Origin of the sequence: Nonomuraea sp. NPDC047897 (assembly GCF_043204415.1) — a bacterium.
Classification (GTDB): Bacteria; Actinomycetota; Actinomycetes; order Streptosporangiales; family Streptosporangiaceae; genus Nonomuraea.
This window is the reverse complement of the sequence record NZ_JBIDCC010000002.1, coordinates 617497-636846: the sequence shown is the minus strand read 5'-3', so window position 1 is coordinate 636846 and position 19350 is coordinate 617497. Positions and strand designations below refer to the sequence as shown.

The following is a 19350-nucleotide window of genomic DNA, read 5'->3' as shown; positions in this document are numbered from 1 at the left end:
TTGTGAACGTAACCCCATCACCACGCGACGGGTAGCTTCTCCACGCCGTAGACGATGGCGAGCTTCCGGAACGGCACCTCCCCCGCCACGCGCAGGCCGGGGAAGCGGCGCAGCAGCGCCGGGAAGGCGATGCGCATCTCCATCTGGGCCAGCGGCGCGCCGATGCACCGGTGGATGCCGTGGCCGAACGCCAAATGGGAGCCGGCCGTGTCGCGGTAGGGCTTGACCTCGTTCATGTCGCCGCCGAGGTGGGGGTCGCGGTTGGCGGCGGACAGCGAGCAGAGGACCATCTCGCCCTTCTTGACAGGCTGGCCCTGCAGCTCCATGTCCTCGCGAGCGAAGCGGGGGAAAGCCACCTGCACGACCGACATGTAGCGCAGCAGCTCCTCGACGACCTGCACGACGTAGCCGTCGACCTCACGCACCTTGGCGGCCTGCTCGGGGTTTTCCAGCAGCCACAGCGTGCCGAGGGCGAGCATGCTGGTGCTGGTGTCGTGGCCGCCGGTCAGCATGCCGTCGGCCATGCTGGCCAGGGTGCGGTCGTCGAGCTCGTCGCCGTGCTCGCGCAGGAGCTGCCCGAGCAGGCCCTCGCCGGGGTCGAGGCGCTCGCGGGCGACGAGGTCGGTGAGGTAGGTCATGGCGTCGTTGATGGCCTGCAGCGACGCCTCGGGCCCGGCGGTGAAGTCGAACCGGTCGGTGCTCATCTTGAGGAAGCCGGCACGCTCCTCGTACGGCACGCCGAGCAGTTCGCAGACGACGAGCGACGGGATGGGCAGCGCGAACGACTCCACCAGGTCGGCCGGGGAGCCCTGGGCCTCCATCCTGTCGAGGTGCTCCTCGACCATGGCCTCGATGCGGGGCTCCAGCCGGCGCAGGCGGCGCATGGTGAACTCCGGCGTCAGGTACTTGCGCAGCCGGGTGTGCTCCGGCGGATCGCGGAAGCCCAGCCCGCCGGGGTCTTCCTGGGTGGAGCCCAGGCCGATCACGTTGCCGAAGTCGTTGCTGAAACGATCGTGGTCGCCGAGCACGTTGCGCACGTCGTTGTAGCGCGTCACGAGGTAGACCGTCTGACCCCCGGGGATCTCCATGGGGAAGACCGGCTGCTCGGTCTGGATGCGGGCCAGCTCCGCGACCGGGTCGAAGCCCTCACGCATGAACTGGACGAGGGGGAACTCTGAGTCTGACATCGAAATCCGTCCTGCTGGGATGCTCGGGGTTGTATCCCTGATCGATCGTCCCATCTCGAGGGGTCGGTCTTCATCAGACCTCGGGCCGACTTTCCGCCTCGTACCTGAGGACCCCCTTGGCAGGGCGACGGCGCCCTCCTAGAGTTCCAATGCAATGGCACATACTACTGAGGGCTTGGAGGCCGCCGGGTGATCACCGCAACCTACACGATCCCGGGCATGCGGGTACGCGACCACGTCGAGGAGGTGCCGCTCGACTGGTCACGGCCCGGCGGCGAGACCATCTCGGTGTTCGCCCGCGAGCTGGTGGACCCCGTACGCGACCGGGAGGACCTGCCGTGCCTGCTCTACCTGCAGGGCGGACCCGGCGGCAAAGGACCGAGGCCGGTCGGCACGACCGGCTGGCTCGGCCAGGCACTGCGCACCCACCGGGTGGTCCTGCTGGACCAGCGCGGCACCGGCCGCAGTTCGCGCGTCGACGGGCGCCGGATGGCGGCGCTCGGGGCGCGGGAAGGGGCCGAACTGCTGGCGCACTTCCGCGCCGACTCCATCGTGGCCGACGCCGAGCACCTGCGCCGAACCGTCTTCGGCGGGCGCCGCTGGGCGACGCTCGGGCAGAGCTTCGGCGGGTTCATCACGCTGACGTACCTGTCGCGGGCGCCGGAGGGGCTCAGCGAGTGCTACGTCACCGGCGGCCTGCCCGCGCTGGAGCCGGACGCCGCGGAGGTCTACCGGCGGACGTACCCGCGGGTCGCCGCCAAGAACGCGGCGTTCTACCGCCGCTACCCGCACCACGAGGAGGGGGTCGCCCGGCTGGCCGACCGGCTGGCCGCAGGCGACGTGCTGCTCCCGGACGGCGACCCGCTGACCGTGCGGCGGCTGCAGACGCTCGGCATCGACTTCGGCATGAAGCCCGGCTACGAGCGCATGCACTGGCTGCTCGACGAGGCGATGGACGGTGGGCAGGTCACGGAGACGTTCCTGCACCAGGTGCTGGCCCGCACCTCCTTCGCCGACAACCCGCTCTTCGCGGCGCTGCAGGAGAGCATCTACGGCTCCGGGCCCGGCGCCACCGGCTGGGCGGCCCAGCGGGAGCACGTTCGCCATCCGCGCTTCGTCGAGACGGCCCGGCCGCTGCTGTTCACCGGGGAGATGATGTACCCGTGGATGTTCGAGGAGATCCGCGCGCTGCGCCCCTTCCGGCCGGCCGTGGAGCTGCTCGCCGAGCGGGTCGACTGGCCGCCGCTGTACGACCCGGAGCGGCTGGCCGGCAACGAGGTGCCGCTGGCGGCGGCCGTCTACTTCGACGACATGTACGTCGACTCCGGCTTGCAGCTCGACACGGCGGCCCGGGTCGGCAACGCCCAGGCGTGGGTGACCAACGAGTACGAGCACGACGGCGTCGGGGATGACCGCGTCTTCACCCGGCTGACCGAGATGGTCCGCGAGCTCGGCGGCGGCGTGCGCGACTAGGTTCCGCGCACGGCCGGCGGCGGAGTACGGGGGACAAGCGGATTCTTCCGATCACGCAGGGGCGTGGATCAAGGAAATAGCATCTTGAGCCAAGATCGACAAGATATCCATCCGATGTCTGGGCGGGGCTGAGGTGTCAGCCCACCGGGCACATGCCGGCCAGCGCGTCGTCCATGGCGGCGCGGGGCGTCTCGGTCGCCAGCTCGCGGAGCTGGTCGGCGAAGGCGACGGCCTGCTCGGGCGTGAGCCGCGGCTCGGGGCCGACGTAGAAGACGACGATCTCGCCGAGCGGCGAGCGGATCGCGGTGAACGGTAGTGACGGGGAGATGACCATGATGGTCATCATCATGCCGTGCCGCACCGACAAAATCCCGGGGTTTTCCCCTGTCGGCCGGCGCGGCGCCGGCGATCCGGCGAGGCCGTAGCCGGGAACGCGGGATGTTCCGGACGTTACGGGCTGGACGAGCGGCCGGGCGCCACCCCGGCCGGACGAATGGCCGGGCGCCGCCCCGGTCGGACGGGACAACCGGGATCACCATCGGGCCGAGACGGAAGAAGGCCGCCCCTCGCATGGAGGGACGGCCTGTGAGCTGGTGGGCGATACTGGGATCGAACCAGTGACCTCTTCGGTGTGAACGAAGCGCTCTCCCGCTGAGCTAATCGCCCGCCCTGTGCGGCTCCTTGCGGCGCCGACGGGAAAACCATACCGCACTCTGGCACCTGCTGGCGAAGTGAGCGGCGTCGAGGGAACGATTCGGGGGAATGGATGTGGTTGCCCGTCGGCATGACGGGTCGGTGGCATACCATCGTCGTGTTCCGGAAGGGGCCGATCGTGATCCTTTCTCCAGAAACGTTCATGGCGGCTTCCCCGAGACCGGTTCCGGAGCACGCAAAACCCTCGCAAATACGACCCAATTGATCCCCGTTTGACCAGATAGATGCCCGAATGTCCATCTGTGATGTGTGTTACAGAAGGCCTCGAGGGCGGAATCTTTCCTACAGGTTTCTTCGTTCCGCGTGATAGCTCAGGACGAAGTCCGTACCGAGCAGCGAAAGCCCCGAAGAGGGGACCTACGACGAAAAGGTTTGGCTGACGATGCACAGCACCACCGTCTCCGCCGAGCTTGGCCTTCGGCTTGTGGTCCCCGACCGTACGACCGTCCCCCTGCTCGCCGGGCTGAGTTTCACGGCCGACGACCCGTACGCCATCCGCATGGCCTTCCACGTGGGGAACGACGAGCCGGTCGAGTGGATCTTCGCCCGCGAGCTCCTGACCGTGGGCATCGTGCGGCGCGTCGGTGACGGCGACGTGCAGGTGTGGCCGGCCCGCGCCGACGGCGAGCGCACGCTCCACATCAGCCTGACGTCCCCGTTCGGTCAGGCCTTGTTCGAGGTCCCGCTGGCCCCGCTCACCGAGTTCCTGCACCGGACGTACGAGAAGGTGCCCGCCGGACGCGAGACCGACTTCATGGACCTCGACGCCGAGCTGACCAACATGCTCTGGCCGTCCTGACGGCCGTTCAGGACGGGACCCTCTCCAACGCCCGGCGCATCCGGGCGATTTCGATGCTCTGCCCCGCGTAGACGTCGCGCGCCATGCGGCGCATGGATTCGTCACGGCCGGCGGCGAGCTGCTCCCGGGCCATCTTCAGGGCGCCCTCGTGATGTCTGATCATGAGAGTGAGGAAGCTCCGGTCGAACGCCGCCCCCCGGGTCGCGCGCAGCGTGTTCATCTCCGCCTGCGTGGCCATCCCATAGCCGCCGGAGCCGTGCTCGTGACCACCCGGCACCGGGCGCCCCACGGCCGACAGCCACGACGACATCAGCCTGATCTCGGGCCGCTGCGCCACCGCGATCTGCTCGGCGAACCTCCTGACCGCGGGTGTGGTCGTCCGCCCGGCGACCAGCCCGGTCATCTCCAGGGCCTGGCGGTGGTGCGGGATCATGCCCTCGGCGAAGCGCACGTCGGCCGCCGCGGGCTCGGGTGACGGCCGCCCGATGCGCTCACCCGGCGTGGCCGTGCGGGCCGGAGCCCCGGGCCCGTCAGGGACGAGCACCGGCGCGTCACCCGTGATCGCGGACGGCTCCTCGGCCTTCTCGGAGCAGCCGGCCAGCGCGAAAATCACCGCAACTGTGACAAAGAGCGTGCACGGTCGGGATCGTACTGGCATAGCTTCCATACTGGGCCCACGAGAAGAGAGGTGCGCGCGTGATCTCTGCCAAGGTACGGGGGGTGGTGTTGTGCGCGGCTCTCCTGCTGGTGTCCGCGTGCGGAGGCGGCGGGGCGCCCGCGACGTCGTCGCCGCGGGCCGCCGGGACGCCCAGCGGCCCGGCGAGCGGCCCGGCGAGCGGCACAGCCGCCGGCACGGCCGGCCCCGGCGACTCCGGGGACGTGCGGACCAGCGACAACGTCAGGCTCGTCACGAACGTGCCCCGGGCGGCCCCGCTCGACGGCAACGACGACTGGAACACCGACCTGGCGTTCCAGGGCGACTACGCGTTCGTGGGCAACTTCGGCGGGTTCACGATCTACGACATCAGCGACCCCACCCGCCCCCGAACGGTCAGCCAGGTCTCCTGCCCCGCGCAGCAGAACGACGTCTCCGTCCACGGCGACCTGCTGATCCTGTCGATCGACGAGCCGCGCAGCGATGAGAAGTGCTCCTCGACCACCGGCCGGCGGGCCTGGGAGGGGCTGCGCATCTTCGACATCAGCGACAAGAAGAGCCCGAAGTACGTGTCGGCGGTGCGGACGGAGTGCGGCTCGCACACCCACACGATGGTGCCCAAGGGCGACAGCCTGTACGTGTACGTCTCCTCCCCCGGCCCCGAGCCCGACTCGGCGACGTGCCCGGCGCCGCACGAGGTCATCCAGGTCGTCGAGATCCCGGTCAAGGACCCCGAGTCCGCGAAGGTGGTGTCCAGCCCGGACATCTTCCCCGAGCGGCAGAAGGACACCGGCGGCTGCCACGACGTGACCGCCTACCCGGAGAAGAACCTCGCAGCGGCGGCCTGCTTCGGCGACGGCGTGCTGCTCGACATCGCCGACCCGGTCAGGCCCAAGGTCCTGCAGCAGATCCGTGACGAGGAGAACTTCCAGATCTGGCACTCGGCGACGTTCAACAACGACGCCACGAAGGTCGTCTTCGGCGACGAGCTGGGCGGCGGCATGATGCCGACCTGCAACAGCCAGACGCCCGCCACCAAGGGCGCGAACGCGATCTACGACATCGTGGACGGCAAGCTGGAGCGCCGCGGCTACTTCAAGATCTCGCGCAAGCAGGAGCAGAGCGAGAACTGCGTCGCCCACAACGGCTCGCTGATCCCGGTCGCGGGCAAGGACGTCATGGTCCAGGCCTGGTACCAGGGCGGCGTGTCGGTCTGGGACTTCACCGACTCGTCGGCGCCCGAGGAGATCGGCTACTTCGAGCGCGGGCCGTTCGAGCGGGAGGGCATCGCCGGGTCCTGGTCGGCGTACTACTACAACGGCTACATCTACTCCAGCGACATCCAGAAGGGGCTGGACGTCATCGCCATCGACGACCCGCTGACGGATCCCGCGAAGCGGGTGCGGATGGACGAGTTCAACGTGCAGACGCAGCGGGCCTACTGAGGCGGCCGCTACCGGGCCGCGGAGATCGTCCCGTCGCGCCAGGCCCGGTAGCGGGTCTGCCAGGTGGAGGTCAGCACGGTGCCCTCGATGGGGTACTTCCAGCTCAGCAGGAACATCGTCGGCCGGCCGTCGGCGTCCAGTTCGGTCTTCCAGGTGAGCGTGGTCCTGGCCAGCTCCTCCTCCGTCCACCCTCCCGCGATCTTCATGAGCTCGTCGCGCATCGCCTGATGGCTCTCCGTGGCCCGCAGCGCGCCGCTGTAGGTCCTTTTCGAGCGGCGGGGCACCGGGGTGAGTGCGACGAGTTCGGTGAGCGTCGCCACCGACGCCATGAGGGCGATATGCCCGGCGTGGTCGAGGAGTTCGCCCGGCTCCCCGCTGATCTTCCTGCCCCGCTGGTAGTAGCCGGGGTTCTCGCCGTTCTGGATGACGGTGACCTCGCCCTGCCGGCCGCTGACGCGCGGCGCGCTGATCGACAGTTCGAGGTTCACGGCCGATGCGGCCGTGGGTGTGCTCGCGTCGTAGGCGAGCCGGCCGGTGGCCTCGGCGGTGAACTCGCTCTGGTCGAGGCCGCCCTCGTAGTCGAGGTCGGCCATCGGCGTGGCGGCGAGCGCGCTCTGGATCGCCGCCATGAGCGCCAGCCGCTCGGCGGCGGGGGGTGACGTCCCGGTCTCCGGCGCGGGGCCGGTGGCCGGTGTCCCGGTGGCGGGTGTTCCGGTGGAGGGCCGGGCCGTGCCGGGTTCCCCGGTAGGAGCGGCGTCCGAGGGGGGGCCGGTGCGTCCGGCAGGGGTGCCGTGGGCCGACCGCCAGAGCAGGGTGCCGCCCGCGGCCGCCACGGCGAGGGTCGCCGCGGCGCCGCCGATCAGCATCCGCCTGCGGGACAGGGGCCGCGTCGGTACCTCGGCCAGCGCACCGTCCGCGCGCAGCACAGGGTCCACGCCGAGCGCAGGAGCCTCGCCGAGGAGTTCGAGCAGCACGTCGCGGGCAGTCGGCCGGGCCGCCGGGGCCTTGGCCAGGCAGCGCGCGACGACGCCGCGCAACGGCCCGGGCAGCGCTCCCAGGTCGGGTTCGGCGTGGATGATCCGGTGGATCACCGCCCCGATCGTGTCGCCGCCGAACGGGGCCCGCCCGGTGGCGGCGAACACCATCGTCGACCCCCAGGCGAACACGTCGGCCGGCGGGCCGGACGGGCCGTCGCCGAACTGCTCGGGCGCCATGTACGGCGGCGTGCCGGCCAGGCCGCTGCGGGTGGTGACGTCGGCGAGCCGGGCGATGCCGAAGTCGATGACGCGCGGCCCGTCGGGGCCCATCAGCACGTTGCCGGGTTTGAAGTCGCGGTGCACGACCCCGGCGCGGTGGATGGCGGTGAGCGCGGTCGCCGTGCCGACGGCCAGCCTCGTCAGCGCCGCGCCGCCCAGCGGGGCGATCGCCGCCAGCGGCGGGCCGTCGATGAACTCGCTCACCACGTACGGCGGGTCGTGGTCGAGGTCGGCGGCGATCAGCCGGGCGGTGCAGAACTCGTCCACCTGGCGGGCTGCGGCCAGCTCACGGTCGAACGACCGGTCGATGACGCCTGTCATGACCTTGATGGCGACCCGCTCCCCGGCGGGGGTCTCCCCGAGGTAGACGATCCCCTGGCCGCCCTGCCCGAGCCTGCCGACGACCCGGTGGACGCCTAACCGCTCCGGGTCTCCCTTCCGGAGCGCGCCCGTGACCACCCGACCTCACCTCACACAAAACGTACGGAAACATCCGGGACGTACGGAAACATCCGGGACGTCTGGAAGAAGCCGGAGCGGCTCAGGGGTCGAGGTCGGCGGCCGAGCGCTCGGCGAAGACCCGCATGGCCTCGGCGGTGACGGGGCCGGGTGCGGCCGGCAGTTCGCGGTCGTCGACGAGCCGGATCGGCTGGACGTCGCGGGTGGTGGAGGTGAGGAACGCCTCCTCGGCCTCGTACAGGGCCGACAGGGGGACGTCGGCCTCCTCGCCGCCGCACCACTCCAGCACCAGCGCCCGCGTGACGCCGGCCAGGCAGCCGGAGGCCAGCGTCGGGGTGATCAGCCGACCGTCGCGCACGATGAACACGTTGGAGCCGGTGCCCTCGCACAGGTCGCCGGCGAGGTTGCCGAAGAGGGCCTCGCCGCCGCCGCGCGCCTTGGCGTAGGCGAGGGCCTTGGCGTTGTCTCCGTAGGAGGTGCTCTTGACGCCGGCCAGCGCGCCGCGCTCGTTGCGCGGCCACGGGACGACGGTGACGGCGGCGGCGGCGGGGAACGGCTTCTGCTCGTCCACGATCACGACGGAGGTCGTCCCCTGGTCGCCGCGGTCGGAGCCGAGCGGGCCCGGGCCGCTGGTGTAGGTGATGCGGATGCGGCCGAGCGGCCAGTCCGGCGCGGCGGCCAGCAGCTTCTCGACGCCCTCGGCGATGGCGCCGACGTCCGGCTCGGGCAGGTCCATGCGCCGGGCGGAGAGCCTGAGCCGGTCGAGGTGGCGGGTGAGGGCGAACGAGCGGCCGCGCACGATCTTGACGGTCTCGAACACGCCGTCGCCGACCATCAACCCGTGGTCGAACACCGAGACCACGGCCTGCGGGGGGTCGAGCAGCTCCCCGTTGACCCAGACAGGGATGTTCATTCAGATGCCTCCTGTGGATGCCAGTGAGATGAGCCTGGACGCTTTCAGCTCGGTCTCGAGCCACTCACGCCGCGGGTCGCTGCCCCAGGTGATGCCCGCTCCCGTGCCGAACCGGATCTCCTCGGCGGAGATCTGGAATGTACGGATGCCCACGGCCAGCGCCGCCCTGCGACGGTCGGCGTCGACCCAGCCCACAGCCCCACAGTAAGGCCCGCGGGGCTCGGGTTCGAGTTCGTTGATGATGCGCAGCGCCGACGACTTGGGGGCGCCGGTGACCGATCCCGGGGGGAACGTCGCCGCGAACAGCTCGGCCCAGCCCGCCTCGGGCAGCAGCCTGGCGCGCACGGTGGACACGAGGTGCACCAGGCCGGGGTGCTCCTCGACGGCGCACAGCGCGGGCACCTCGACGGAGCCGACCTCGGCGACCCGGCCGAGGTCGTTGCGGACCAGGTCGACGATCATGACGTTCTCGGCGTAGTCCTTCTCCAGCAGGTCGGCGGCGGTGACGCCGGTGCCCTTGATGGGCCGGGACTCGATCACGTCGCCGTCGCGCGACAGGTAGAGCTCGGGCGACGCCGACACCACGGCCATGCCGGGCACCCGGACGACGGCGGCGTACGGGGCGGGGTTGCCCTCGGCCAGCCGGGCGGCCAGGGCGAGCGGGTCGGCGTCGGGCGGCACGGGCGCGGACAGCACCCGGCACAGGTTGGCCTGGTAGACCTCGCCCTGCTCGATGTAGGCGCGGATGGCGCGCACGCCCCGCTCGTAGGCGGGCCGGTCGAGGGAGCTGCGCCACTCGTGCGGGCGGGGGCCCCGCCACGGTCCGGCCGGGGCGGGCAGGGGGGCGGGCCGTACGTGCTCGAAGCGCGCGCACGTCACCTTGCCCTCGAAGTCGACGACCACGGCCCACCAGCCCTGTCCGTCGAGGGCGGACAGGTCGGTGGTGAGGTCGCGCAGGCCCGTGGCGAGAAGCCGGCCTACGTGGGCGTAGCCGTCGTGCACGCCTGCCATTCTCCCAGCAGCCGGACGAGCTCCAGCGCGGCGGGCAGCGGGGTGGGCGGCAGGGCCGCGTACACGGTGCGTGCGGGCGCGGTCCCGCGCAGCGGCCGCAGCACCACTCCGGCGGGCACGGCCCGCGCCGCCAGCCCGGGCACGAGCGTCACTCCGAGCCCGGCGGCGACGAAGCCGAACTTGCCCGACCACTCCGCCACGCGCAGCCCGCCGCGCGGGGTGAACCCGGCGGCGGCGCAGGCGGCGGACAGCAGTGTCGGCTGCCCGCGCGGCGCGGCCTCGATCCAGCTCTCCGCCGCCAGGTCGCGCAGCCGGACGCTCTCCTCTGCGGCCAGCCGGTGGGCGGCGGGCAGCGCCACCAGCAGCCGGTCCTCGCCGAGCCGGACCAGATGGTCGGCCTCGGCGGGCAGGCCGGCCGGGTAGTCGCTGATCACGGCGACGTCCAGCGCGCCGGCGCGGAGCCGTTCGACCAGGTGGCCGGTCAGCCCTTCGACCAGCCGCAGCCCGACGTCCGGCCGCGCCGCGGCGAACCTGCTGAGCGCGCCGGGCACCAGGTCCACGTTGGCGGTGGCGAACGCGCCGACGCGCAGCGTGCCGCCGCTGCCGCGGTGGATGGCGGCCAGCTCCTCCCCTGCGCGGTCGAGCCGGTCGAGCACGGCGACGGCGTGCCGGTGCAGTGCCAGCCCGGCGGGGGTCAGCCGCACCCCGCGGGCCAGCCGCTCGAACAGCGGTCCGCCGGCGGCGCGCTCCAGGGCGGCGACGCGCCGGGAGACTGCCGACTGGGTGTAGCCGAGCAGTTCGGCGGCGGCGGTGAAGGAGCCGCTCCTGGCGACCTCGTCGAACAGGCGGAGCGCACCGGTGTCGAGGGCATGCGTGTCAGTCATGGCTGGTATGTAATCTAGTCGGTGGTGGAATCTCTCGGGGTGGGCTTCACTGCTCGCATGACGACATACGAGGGACAGATCGCATTTCTCGGGCAGGGCCGCATGGGCGTGCCCATGGCCCGGCGGCTGGCGGAGAGCGGGCACCGGGTGACGGTGTGGCGGCGTGGCGCGGGCCTTTCGGTGGCCGAGGCGGTGGCCGGGGCCGACCTGGTGATCACCATGCTGCGCGACCCGGCCGCGGTGCGCGAGGTGCTGGCGGCGGCGCTGCCCGGGCTGCGCGCCGGGGCGACGGTGGTGGAGATGTCCACCGTCGGGCCGGAGGCCGTGGCGGGGCTGCGCGCGCTGCTGCCCGGCTCCGTCGGCCTGGTGGACGCCCCCGTGCTGGGCAGTGTGGGGCCGGCCGCCGAGGGCACGCTCACCGTCCTGGCGGGGGGCCTGTCCGGTCCCGGCGTCGACGGCGCGGGGTGCCGGGCGGTGCTCGGGGTGTTCGGCGCCGTCCGGGAGGCGGGGCCGCTGGGCGCGGGCGCGGCGCTGAAACTCGCCGTCATGAGCGCGCTCGTCCCGGCCCAGGTGCTGCTGGCGGAGACGTTCGCGTACGGCGAGGCGCACGGCGTGCCGCGTGCCGCGCTGGCGGACGTGCTGGCGGCCACCCCGCTGGGCGGGCTCGCCGAGCGGCTGCGGGTCCCCGCCGGGCGGACCGGGTACGCGCTCGGCCTGGCCGCCAAGGACCTGTCCCTGGCCGCCTGGGACGGCGCGTCACTGGCCACGGCCGCCCGCAGGCGGCTGCAGGAGGCGGAGGCGGCCGGTCTCGGCGACCGGGACCTGACGGCGATCGCCGCGCACCTGTCCGCCGAGCCGCCGGTCCGCCGTGGGCGGGCGGTGCCGCTGAACCTGCCGACCGTGCCCGCCACGAACGGCATGTACTCGCACGCGGTGCGGGCCGGCGACACGCTGTACGTCTCCGGTCAGGCCGCCCTCGACGAGCGGGGCGCCGTGGTGGGCGAGGGCGACATGACGGCGCAGGCAGAGCACGTCTTCCGGTGCCTGTCGCGCATCCTCGCCGACCAGGGCGCCGGGTTCGAGGACGTCACGTTCGTCAGGACGTACCTGACGGACATGGACCTGCGCGCGGAGTACGGCGCGGTGCGCCGCGCGTACATCACCGGCACGCCGCCGGCCAGCACCACCGTGGAGGTGCCCCGGCTGTTCATGCCGGGGCTGCTGCTGGAGGTGGACCTCGTCGTCGCCCTGCCCTGACCGGCGACCGCGCTGATCAGGCGAGCGGGCCGGTGACGGCCTCCACGGCGGCCACCACGGAGCCGTCCGCCACCAGGCGGACCGCCGACTCGATCTCCGGCGCCAGGAAGCGGTCGGGGCCGGGCCCCGGCACCGTCTCGCGCAGCGCCCGCACCACCGCGGCCGTGGCCGGGGCGGGGGTGAGCGGCGCGCGCAGGTCGATCGCGCGGGCCGCGGTGAGGACCTCGACGGCGAGCACGCGGGTGAGCCCGTCGACGGACCTGCGCAGCTTGCGCGCCGCCGACCAGCCCATCGAGACGTGGTCCTCCTGCATGGCGGAGCTGGGGATCGAGTCGACGCTGGCGGGCACGGCCAGGCGCTTCAGCTCGGAGACGACGGCCGCCTGGGTGTACTGAGCGATCATGTGGCCGGAGTCGACGCCCGGGTCGTCGGCCAGGAACGCGGGCAGGCCGTGGTTGCGGGCCACGTCGAGGAAGCGGTCGGTGCGGCGCTCCGACATCGAGGCCAGGTCCGCGGCCACGATCGCGAGGAAGTCGAGCACGTACGCCACGGGCGCGCCGTGGAAGTTGCCGTTGGACTCCACGCGGCCGTCGGCGAGGACGGCCGGGTTGTCGACGGCGCTGGCCAGCTCCCAGGTGGCGACGTTGGCGGCGTGCGCGATCGTGTCGCGCGCCGCCCCTGCCACCTGCGGGGCGCAGCGCAGGGAGTAGGCGTCCTGGACCCGGGTGCAGGAGCCCGGGTCGCGGTGACTGTCCATGATCCCGGAGCCGGCCAGGATTCTCGTCATGTTGGCCGCGGCGAGGGCCTGGCCGGGCTGCGGGCGCAGCGCCTGCAGCTCGGGGGCGAAGACGCGGTCGGTGCCGAGGAGCGCCTCGACGCTCATCGCGGCGCTGATGTCGGCCGTGCGGACGAGCCTCGTCAGGTCGGCGATGGCGAGGATCAGCATGCCGAGCATGCCGTCGGTGCCGTTGATGAGCGCCAGGCCCTCCTTGGCGGCCAGTTCGACGGGCTCGACGCCGGCCTGCTTGAGCGCCTCGGCGGCCGAGGTGAGCCGGCCCGAGCCGTCGCGGACGACACCCTCGCCCATGAGGGTGAGCGCGACGTGCGCGAGCGGCGCGAGGTCGCCGGAGCAGCCGAGGCTGCCGAACTCGTGCACCACCGGCGTGATCCCGGCGCTGATGAGCGCGGCGAGGGTCTTGGCCGTGGTCGGCCGGATGCCGGTGTGGCCGGTGGCGAGCGTGTGCAGGCGCAGCAGCATGAGGGCGCGCACGACCTCCTGCTCCACCTCCGGGCCGCTGCCCGCCGCGTGGGATCGGACGAGGGAGCGCTGGAGCTGGGCGCGCAGCGCGGGGTCGATGTGCCGGGTGGCGAGCGCGCCGAACCCGGTGGAGACGCCGTAGGCGGGGGTGGGGCTCTCGGCCAGCTCGTCCACCCGCTGCCGGGCGGCCGCGATCGCCGCGACGGCGTCGTCGGTGAGCTGGACGGCGGCGCCGAGCCGGGCCACCCGGATGACGTCGTCGAAGGTCAGGGGCTCGGGGCCGACGTTCACGACTCCGTTGTCGCGCATGGTGCTCTCTCTCGCTAAGTAACCGGCGTATGCGATGTTAGCTCCTTACCGGAGAACAGCGTGGCCAGCCCTCCCCTGCCCTCCTCGGTCAGGGTCACCGCCCTCGGCACCGGTCCTTCGACGTACCAGCCGAGGTCCAGCAGGGCGCCCGTCACCGCCGCGCCGAGCGCCCCGCCGAGGTGGGCCCTGCGCTCGGTCCAGTCGAGGCACTCGGGGGCGAAGCGCCGCCTGGCGCGCCGCGCCGCCGCCACGTCGACGCCGAGCCGCGCCAGCAGCCGCTCCCCCGCGGGCGTGACCTCCTCGCCGTCGAGGTGGCCTTCCCCGCGCAGCCGGTCCAGCAGGCCGACGCCGGCCCGCCCGGCCAGGTGGTCGTAGCAGGTGCGGGCCTCCTCCAGCAGGCGCGCCTGCCGGGACTGGCGCAGCGACCGTACGGGCGGGCGGGTGCCGACCCTGGCCAGCACCTCCAGCACCTCGGCGACCTCGTGCCCGGCCAGCCGGTAGTAGCGGTGCCTGCCCTGCCGTACGACGTCGACGAGCCGCCCGTCGAGCAGGCGGGACAGGTGGGCGCTGGCGGTGGCGGCGCTGACCCCGGCCAGCCTGGCGAGCTCGCCCGCGGCGAGCGCCCGGCCGCCGAGCAGGGCCGTCAGGATCGCGGCTCTGGTGGGGTCGGCGATCAGCGCCGCCACCGGTGCGATGTCGGCGTCGCGTGCGACGTGCTCGGCTGCCATGGCTCCGACCCTAACCCGTGGACGTTTCGGGCCGTGTCGAAGCGTGCCGCCCTGACCCGCGCTCCTCCGGTTTGGGGACTCGGCCGAGATTCGCTAGAGTTCTCTCGTCACCGCATCAAGCGGCGGCGACGCGGAAGTGGCTCAGTGGTAGAGCATCACCTTGCCAAGGTGAGGGTCGCGGGTTCGAATCCCGTCTTCCGCTCGGAGCTTCCGGCTCGGTGGAGTGGCCGAGAGGCGAGGCAGCGGCCTGCAAAGCCGTCTACACGGGTTCGAATCCCGTCTCCACCTCGGCGAGGACGATTAGCTCAGCGGGAGAGCGCTTCCCTGACACGGAAGAGGTCACTGGTTCAATCCCAGTATCGTCCACCATCCGAAAGGCCCCGGCCCCTGGCCGGGGCCTTTCGTCGTTCCCGGGCGGGCGATAATCGTTGGCTTTCTGTCGGTGGCGAATGCTAGAAAACGAGTTCGACAAGCATTCGACCCGACGTCAGGGAGCCCGCCTGTGACCGCCAGCAGTTCGGAGTTCTCCGTGTCCGGGCAGCGCCATGATCGGCGGGGCCCGGTGCGCTGGCTCTGGTCGCACATGCGCCGCCATCCCGTGCATCTGGCGGGCTTCCTCGGCGGGTCGCTGGTGATGGTCGTGCTCAACGCCATGGTGCCCGATCTGACCGGCGACGCGTTCGACGCCGTCCTGGGTGAGCGCGGCGACCCGGTCGCGGCGCTCGGGCTCGTCGCGCTCGCGCTGCTGGCCATCGTGCTGGCGCGAGGTGTCTTCGACCTGGTCGCCCGCCTGTCCAGCGAGGTCCTGGCCAAGCGGCTGGAGCGCGACGCCCGCGACGAGCTCTACGTGAGCCTGCTCGGCAAGAGCCAGACCTTCCACAACCGCCAGCGGGTCGGCGACCTGATGGCCCGGGCCGCCAACGACATCCGGCAGCTCTCCATCATGATCACTCCTGGGATCGACCTGATCGTCGACTCGGGGCTGACCGGGCTCGTGCCGCTGTTCTTCATCGGCGCGATCGACCCGCGGCTGCTGCTCGTGCCCGGCGTGTTCGCGGTCGTGTTCGCCGCCGCCCTGTGGCAGTACATGCGCCGGCTCAACCCGGTGGCGAGCCGGATGCGCGAGGAGTTCGGCGACCTCAATGCCGGCCTCAACCAGGCCGTGCGCGGCATCGAAGTGATCAAGGTGACCGCGCAGGAGGCGCAGGAGCGGCAGCGGTTCCGCACCCTGGCCCGCCGCTACCGCGACTCCTTCGCCCGCAACGGCCTGGTCCAGGCCCGCTACCTGCCCACGCTGCTGTTCTCCCTCACCATGGCGGCGGCGCTGTGGCACGGCCTCCACCTGCACGGCACGGGCGTGATCACCGTGGGCGAGCTGGTGTCGTTCATGGGCCTCATGGGCATGCTCGGGTTCCCGGCCCAGATGTCCATCTTCACGTTCTCACTGGTGCAGATCGGCATCGTCTCCTCGCGCCGCATCCTCGCCCTCATGACGTCCGACGACGAGTTGGAGCAGCGGCCGGACGGCCGCACCGCCCCGATCAGGGGCGAGATCGTCTTCGACGACGTCACGTTCGGCTACGAGGGCGGCGAGCCGGTGCTCCGCGGCGTGTCGTTCACCGTGCGCCCCGGTGAGACCGTCGCGATCGTCGGCGAGACGGGCTCCGGCAAGAGCACGCTGACCAAGCTGGTCCCCCGCATCTACGACGTCACCTCGGGCCGGATCCTGGTCGACGGCGTCGACGTGCGCGAGTGGCGGCTCGACTCACTGCGCTCGCAGATCTCCACCATCGAGCAGGACATCGTGCTGTTCTCCCGCACGGTGGCCGAGAACATCGCGTTCAGCCTCGGCCAGCGGGCCGACCGCGAGGCCGTGGTGCGGGCGGCGGAGGACGCGCAGGCGGCCGAGTTCATCGCCGAGCTGGCAGACGGCTACGACACCGTCATCGGCGAGCGGGGCGTCACCCTGTCGGGTGGGCAGCGCCAGCGGCTGGCCATCGCACGGGCGCTGCTGACCGACCCGGCGATCCTCGTGCTGGACGACTCCACCAGCGCCATCGACTCGGCCACCGAGGACCTCATCCAGCAGGCGATCGGCCGCATCCTCGACGGGCGCACCACGCTGCTGATCACCCACCGGCTGTCGCAGATCCGGTGGGCGGACAAGGTGCTGCTGCTGCGGCGCGGCGAGCTGGTCGACTGCGGCACGCACGACGAGCTGATCGCGCGCAGCCCCCTCTACCGGCGGATCTTCTCCCACTACGACGAGGTGGACCTGGACGGCTCGGACGGCGATCCAGGGGGCGACGGCAGGATCGCGGCCGCGGCGGGCGGGCGCGCGGGCGAGCAGGGAGGGGTGGCCTGATGGGCTTCATCATGGACGGTCTCGACGCCGAGGACTACGACCGCACCTACAGCGACCGTGCCCTGCTGCGCCGGATCATGTCCTACTTCCGGCCCAAGCTCCGCGTCATGGCCCTGGTCGCCGTCATGATCGTGCTGGGCTCCGTCAGCCAGGCCGCCCTGCCGTTCCTGGGCAGCCTGGCGGTCGACGCCCTCCAGCAGGGCACGATCGCCGACGTGGGCCCGCAGGTCACCCTGGGGATGCTGCTGGCCGGGGCGCTCGGGTGGGGCTTCAACTTCATCCGGCAGTGGCAGAGCGCGCGCGTCACCGGAGACGTCGTCCTCCGGCTCCGGGAGGACGCGTTCGACGCGGTCCTGGAGCGTGACCTGTCGTTCTACGACGAGACGCCCTCCGGCAAGATCGTCAGCCGGGTGACGTCCGACACCGACGACTTCGCCACGGTGTCCACGCTCACGATGGACCTGATCAGCCAGGTGCTGATGGTGGGCCTCGTGACCGGGCTGCTCTTCCTGCGCAGCGCCGAGCTGGCCCTGCTCACCCTGCTCATGGTGCCCGTCATCGTGGGCATCGCGCTGCTGTTCCGGCGGATCGCCCGCACCAGCACGCGCCGGGCCCAGCGGTCGCTCAGCCGGGTCAACGCCAACCTGCAGGAGACCATGGGCGGCATCACCGTGGCCAAGAACTTCCGCCAGGAGCGGCAGGTGTACGACGAGTTCCGGCCGATCAACCAGCAGAGCTACCGGGTGACACTCGGGCAGGGCTTCGTCTTCTCGTCCATCTTCCCCGTGCTCTTCCTGGTGGCGGGGCTGGCGACCGTGGCGCTGGTGCAGCTCGGCGGCGCGCGGGTGCTCGGCGGCAGCCTGTCGGCCGGCGACTGGTTCCTCTTCCTGCAGGGCGTGGCGCTCTTCTGGTTCCCGCTGACGTCCATCGCCGCGTTCTGGTCGCAGTTCCAGCAGGGTCTGTCGGCCTCCGAGCGAGTCTTCGCGCTGATCGACGCCCCGCCCAGGGTCGTGCAGACCGACCCGCAGCCGGTGGGCAGGCTGGCGGGACGGATCGAGTTCCGGCAGGTGACCTTCGGCTACGTCCCGGGCAGTCCCGTGCTGCGCGACTTCGACCTGGTCATCGAGGCCGGCGAGACCGTGGCGCTGGTCGGCCACACCGGGGCCGGCAAGTCGACGCTCAGCAAGTTGATCACCCGGTTCTACGAGTTCCAGGAAGGCCGGCTGCTCATCGACGGCTGCGACATCCGCACCCTCGACCTGTCCGGCTACCGCCGGCAGATCGGCGCCGTGCCGCAGGTGCCGTTCCTGTTCAGCGGCACGGTCGCCGACAACATCCGCTACCCCCGGCCGGAGGCCACCCACGAGGAGGTGCTCGCCGCGGCCGCGGCGGTCGGCGGCGGCGACTGGGTCGACGCCCTGCCCGACGGCCTGCGCACCGACGTGGGCGAGCACGGCCGCGCCCTGTCCATGGGCCAGCGTCAGCTCGTGGCGCTGGCCCGGCTGCTCGTCCAGGACCCGGCGATCGTGGTGCTGGACGAGGCCACCGCCAGCGTCGACCCGCTGACCGAGGCGCAGATCCAGGAAGGGCTCGACGTGGTGCTGGCGGGCCGCACCTCGATCGTCATCGCCCACCGCCTGTCCACGATCGAGCACGTCGACCGCATTCTCGTGCTCGACCACGGCCGTGTCGTCGAGGAAGGCGACCATCCGACCCTGCTGGCCCGCGGAGGCCGCTACTGCCAGGTGTACAACACCTACTTCCGCCACCAGTCCCCGCACTACCGCGCCGGCTCCGGCTTCGTCGCCGTCGGCGGAACCTGACCGCTTCCGCAGCCTGGCGAAGGGCAAGCCCTGCCCTGAGTCCGACCGGTTTTCCACCGCATGAGTCCCAGGGAAGGCGCACAGGTGAACGACCTGCTGGACATAGCCGACGCGCTCGATCGCCGACGAGGGTCGCCGGTTCGGTGCCGGCAGCCGGAGAGGTGGTCATCCTGTATCCAGTTCGGCGCGGAAGCGGCGGGCCCGGGTGCGCAGGGCCGCGAGGTCACCGCCGTGGGGAGCGTCACCCGTCAAGGGGGAGCCGACGCCCACCGCCAGCGCCCCCGCGTCGAGGTAGGCGCGCACCTGGTGCGCGGCGACACCGCCGACCGGCACCAGCGGCACGGAGGGAAACGGGTCGCGGAGCGCGGCCAGATAGGGCGGGCCGCCGAGGGAGGCCGGGAAGACCTTCACCGCCGCCGCGCCCGCCTGGGCGGCGTTCCACAGCTCGGTGGGCGTCAGCGCGCCGATCAGGGCGGGCACGCCGCGGGACACCGCCCGCGTGGCCCCCTCGCTCAACGCGGGCGTCACCACGAACGCCGCCCCGGCCGCCACGGCCTCGTCCGCGTCAACGGCTGTCAGGACGGTCCCCGCGCCGAGGACGACGTCGGAGCCCAGCTCCGCGTGAATCCTGGCGATGACCGCCGGCGCGTCGGCACCGCTCAGCGACACCTCCAGGACGTCGATCCCTTCCTCCACGAGCACGTGCGCGGTGCGCACCGCCGCCTCCGGGTCGCGGCCGCGCACGATGGCCAGCAGCCGCCTGCCGCCGAGCACCTCGATCAGGTCCATGCTCAACACCTCGTCTCACCTGCTG

At 72.2% G+C, this 19350-nt stretch carries 16 protein-coding genes and 4 tRNA genes; 9 read left to right on the top strand and 11 right to left on the bottom strand.

Translation table 11 applies throughout. The annotated features are described in order from the left end of the window. Window positions 1–17: 17 nt before the first annotated feature. A complete protein-coding gene (locus tag ACGF0J_RS06365; protein ID WP_393142509.1) occupies window positions 18–1187 on the bottom strand; it encodes a cytochrome P450 in 1170 nt (389 codons plus the stop codon). 189 nt (window positions 1188–1376) lie between these two features. On the opposite strand from ACGF0J_RS06365, the gene ACGF0J_RS06360 reads away from it, so the two are divergent. Next, window positions 1377–2660: an alpha/beta fold hydrolase gene (locus tag ACGF0J_RS06360; RefSeq protein ID WP_393142507.1), complete on the top strand. Its 1284-nt coding sequence runs from the start codon at window positions 1377–1379 to the stop codon at window positions 2658–2660. 136 nt (window positions 2661–2796) lie between these two features. Here the strand turns inward: ACGF0J_RS06360 and ACGF0J_RS06355 are convergent, their stop codons facing one another. Together ACGF0J_RS06355 and ACGF0J_RS06350 are read right to left on the bottom strand one after the other, a co-directional pair. Further along, window positions 2797–3009 (bottom strand): hypothetical protein, encoded by a 213-nt coding sequence (locus tag ACGF0J_RS06355; RefSeq protein WP_393142505.1) that lies wholly within the window; start codon window positions 3007–3009, stop codon window positions 2797–2799. Between the two features lie 242 nt (window positions 3010–3251). After that, window positions 3252–3326: transfer RNA gene (locus tag ACGF0J_RS06350), tRNA-Val, on the bottom strand. Window positions 3327–3756: 430 nt separating this feature from the next. Between ACGF0J_RS06350 and ACGF0J_RS06345 the strand changes: the two genes are divergently transcribed. Beyond that, window positions 3757–4173 (top strand): SsgA family sporulation/cell division regulator, encoded by a 417-nt coding sequence (locus ACGF0J_RS06345; RefSeq protein ID WP_393142503.1) that lies wholly within the window; start codon window positions 3757–3759, stop codon window positions 4171–4173. Between the two features lie 7 nt (window positions 4174–4180). On the opposite strand, the gene ACGF0J_RS06340 is transcribed toward ACGF0J_RS06345, so the two are convergent. Continuing rightward, window positions 4181–4786, bottom strand: a complete 606-nt coding sequence (locus ACGF0J_RS06340) for a DUF305 domain-containing protein (RefSeq protein ID WP_393142501.1) — start codon at window positions 4784–4786, stop codon at window positions 4181–4183. Window positions 4787–4869: 83 nt separating this feature from the next. On the opposite strand from ACGF0J_RS06340, the gene ACGF0J_RS06335 reads away from it, so the two are divergent. After that, window positions 4870–6273, top strand: a complete 1404-nt coding sequence (locus ACGF0J_RS06335) for a hypothetical protein (protein ID WP_393142499.1) — start codon at window positions 4870–4872, stop codon at window positions 6271–6273. Window positions 6274–6281: 8 nt separating this feature from the next. Here ACGF0J_RS06335 and ACGF0J_RS06330 read toward each other — a convergent pair whose 3' ends face one another. The 4 genes from ACGF0J_RS06330 to ACGF0J_RS06315 form a co-directional block, all read right to left on the bottom strand. Beyond that, a complete protein-coding gene (locus ACGF0J_RS06330) occupies window positions 6282–7988 on the bottom strand; it encodes a protein kinase (protein WP_393142497.1) in 1707 nt (568 codons plus the stop codon). Between the two features lie 82 nt (window positions 7989–8070). Next, window positions 8071–8901, bottom strand: a complete 831-nt coding sequence (locus ACGF0J_RS06325; protein WP_393142495.1) for an aminotransferase class IV — start codon at window positions 8899–8901, stop codon at window positions 8071–8073. Beyond that, on the bottom strand, window positions 8902–9903 hold the full coding sequence (locus ACGF0J_RS06320; protein ID WP_393142493.1) for a chorismate-binding protein: 1002 nt from the start codon (window positions 9901–9903) through the stop codon (window positions 8902–8904). Further along, window positions 9879–10796: a LysR family transcriptional regulator gene (locus tag ACGF0J_RS06315; protein WP_393142491.1), complete on the bottom strand. Its 918-nt coding sequence runs from the start codon at window positions 10794–10796 to the stop codon at window positions 9879–9881. The genes ACGF0J_RS06320 and ACGF0J_RS06315 overlap by 25 nt, the downstream gene beginning before the upstream one ends. Window positions 10797–10853: 57 nt before the next feature. Here ACGF0J_RS06315 and ACGF0J_RS06310 point away from each other — a divergent pair, with 57 nt between their 5' ends. Further along, a complete protein-coding gene (locus ACGF0J_RS06310) occupies window positions 10854–12053 on the top strand; it encodes a Rid family hydrolase (protein WP_393142489.1) in 1200 nt (399 codons plus the stop codon). Between the two features lie 16 nt (window positions 12054–12069). On the opposite strand, the gene hutH is transcribed toward ACGF0J_RS06310, so the two are convergent. Both hutH and ACGF0J_RS06300 read right to left on the bottom strand, forming a co-directional pair. Next, window positions 12070–13620, bottom strand: coding sequence for a histidine ammonia-lyase (gene hutH, locus ACGF0J_RS06305; protein WP_393142487.1), 1551 nt, complete (start codon window positions 13618–13620; stop codon window positions 12070–12072). Window positions 13621–13634: 14 nt separating this feature from the next. Beyond that, window positions 13635–14348: an ArsR/SmtB family transcription factor gene (locus ACGF0J_RS06300; protein WP_393142485.1), complete on the bottom strand. Its 714-nt coding sequence runs from the start codon at window positions 14346–14348 to the stop codon at window positions 13635–13637. Between the two features lie 130 nt (window positions 14349–14478). On the opposite strand from ACGF0J_RS06300, the gene ACGF0J_RS06295 reads away from it, so the two are divergent. From ACGF0J_RS06295 to ACGF0J_RS06275, 5 genes are all read left to right on the top strand, one after another. Next, a tRNA-Gly gene (locus tag ACGF0J_RS06295) sits at window positions 14479–14550 on the top strand. A gap of 15 nt (window positions 14551–14565) precedes the next feature. Further along, window positions 14566–14636 (top strand) — tRNA-Cys (locus tag ACGF0J_RS06290). Window positions 14637–14642: 6 nt separating this feature from the next. Then, window positions 14643–14717, top strand: a tRNA-Val gene (locus tag ACGF0J_RS06285). 133 nt (window positions 14718–14850) lie between these two features. Beyond that, window positions 14851–16713: an ABC transporter ATP-binding protein gene (locus tag ACGF0J_RS06280; protein WP_393142483.1), complete on the top strand. Its 1863-nt coding sequence runs from the start codon at window positions 14851–14853 to the stop codon at window positions 16711–16713. Further along, window positions 16713–18536 carry an ABC transporter ATP-binding protein gene (locus ACGF0J_RS06275; RefSeq protein ID WP_393142480.1) on the top strand — a complete coding sequence of 608 codons (1824 nt, stop codon included), beginning with the start codon at window positions 16713–16715 and terminating at the stop codon, window positions 18534–18536. The genes ACGF0J_RS06280 and ACGF0J_RS06275 overlap by 1 nt, the downstream gene beginning before the upstream one ends. A gap of 165 nt (window positions 18537–18701) precedes the next feature. Here the strand turns inward: ACGF0J_RS06275 and ACGF0J_RS06270 are convergent, their stop codons facing one another. Next, window positions 18702–19325: a bifunctional 4-hydroxy-2-oxoglutarate aldolase/2-dehydro-3-deoxy-phosphogluconate aldolase gene (locus ACGF0J_RS06270; protein ID WP_393142478.1), complete on the bottom strand. Its 624-nt coding sequence runs from the start codon at window positions 19323–19325 to the stop codon at window positions 18702–18704. Between the last annotated feature and the right edge of the window lie 25 nt (window positions 19326–19350).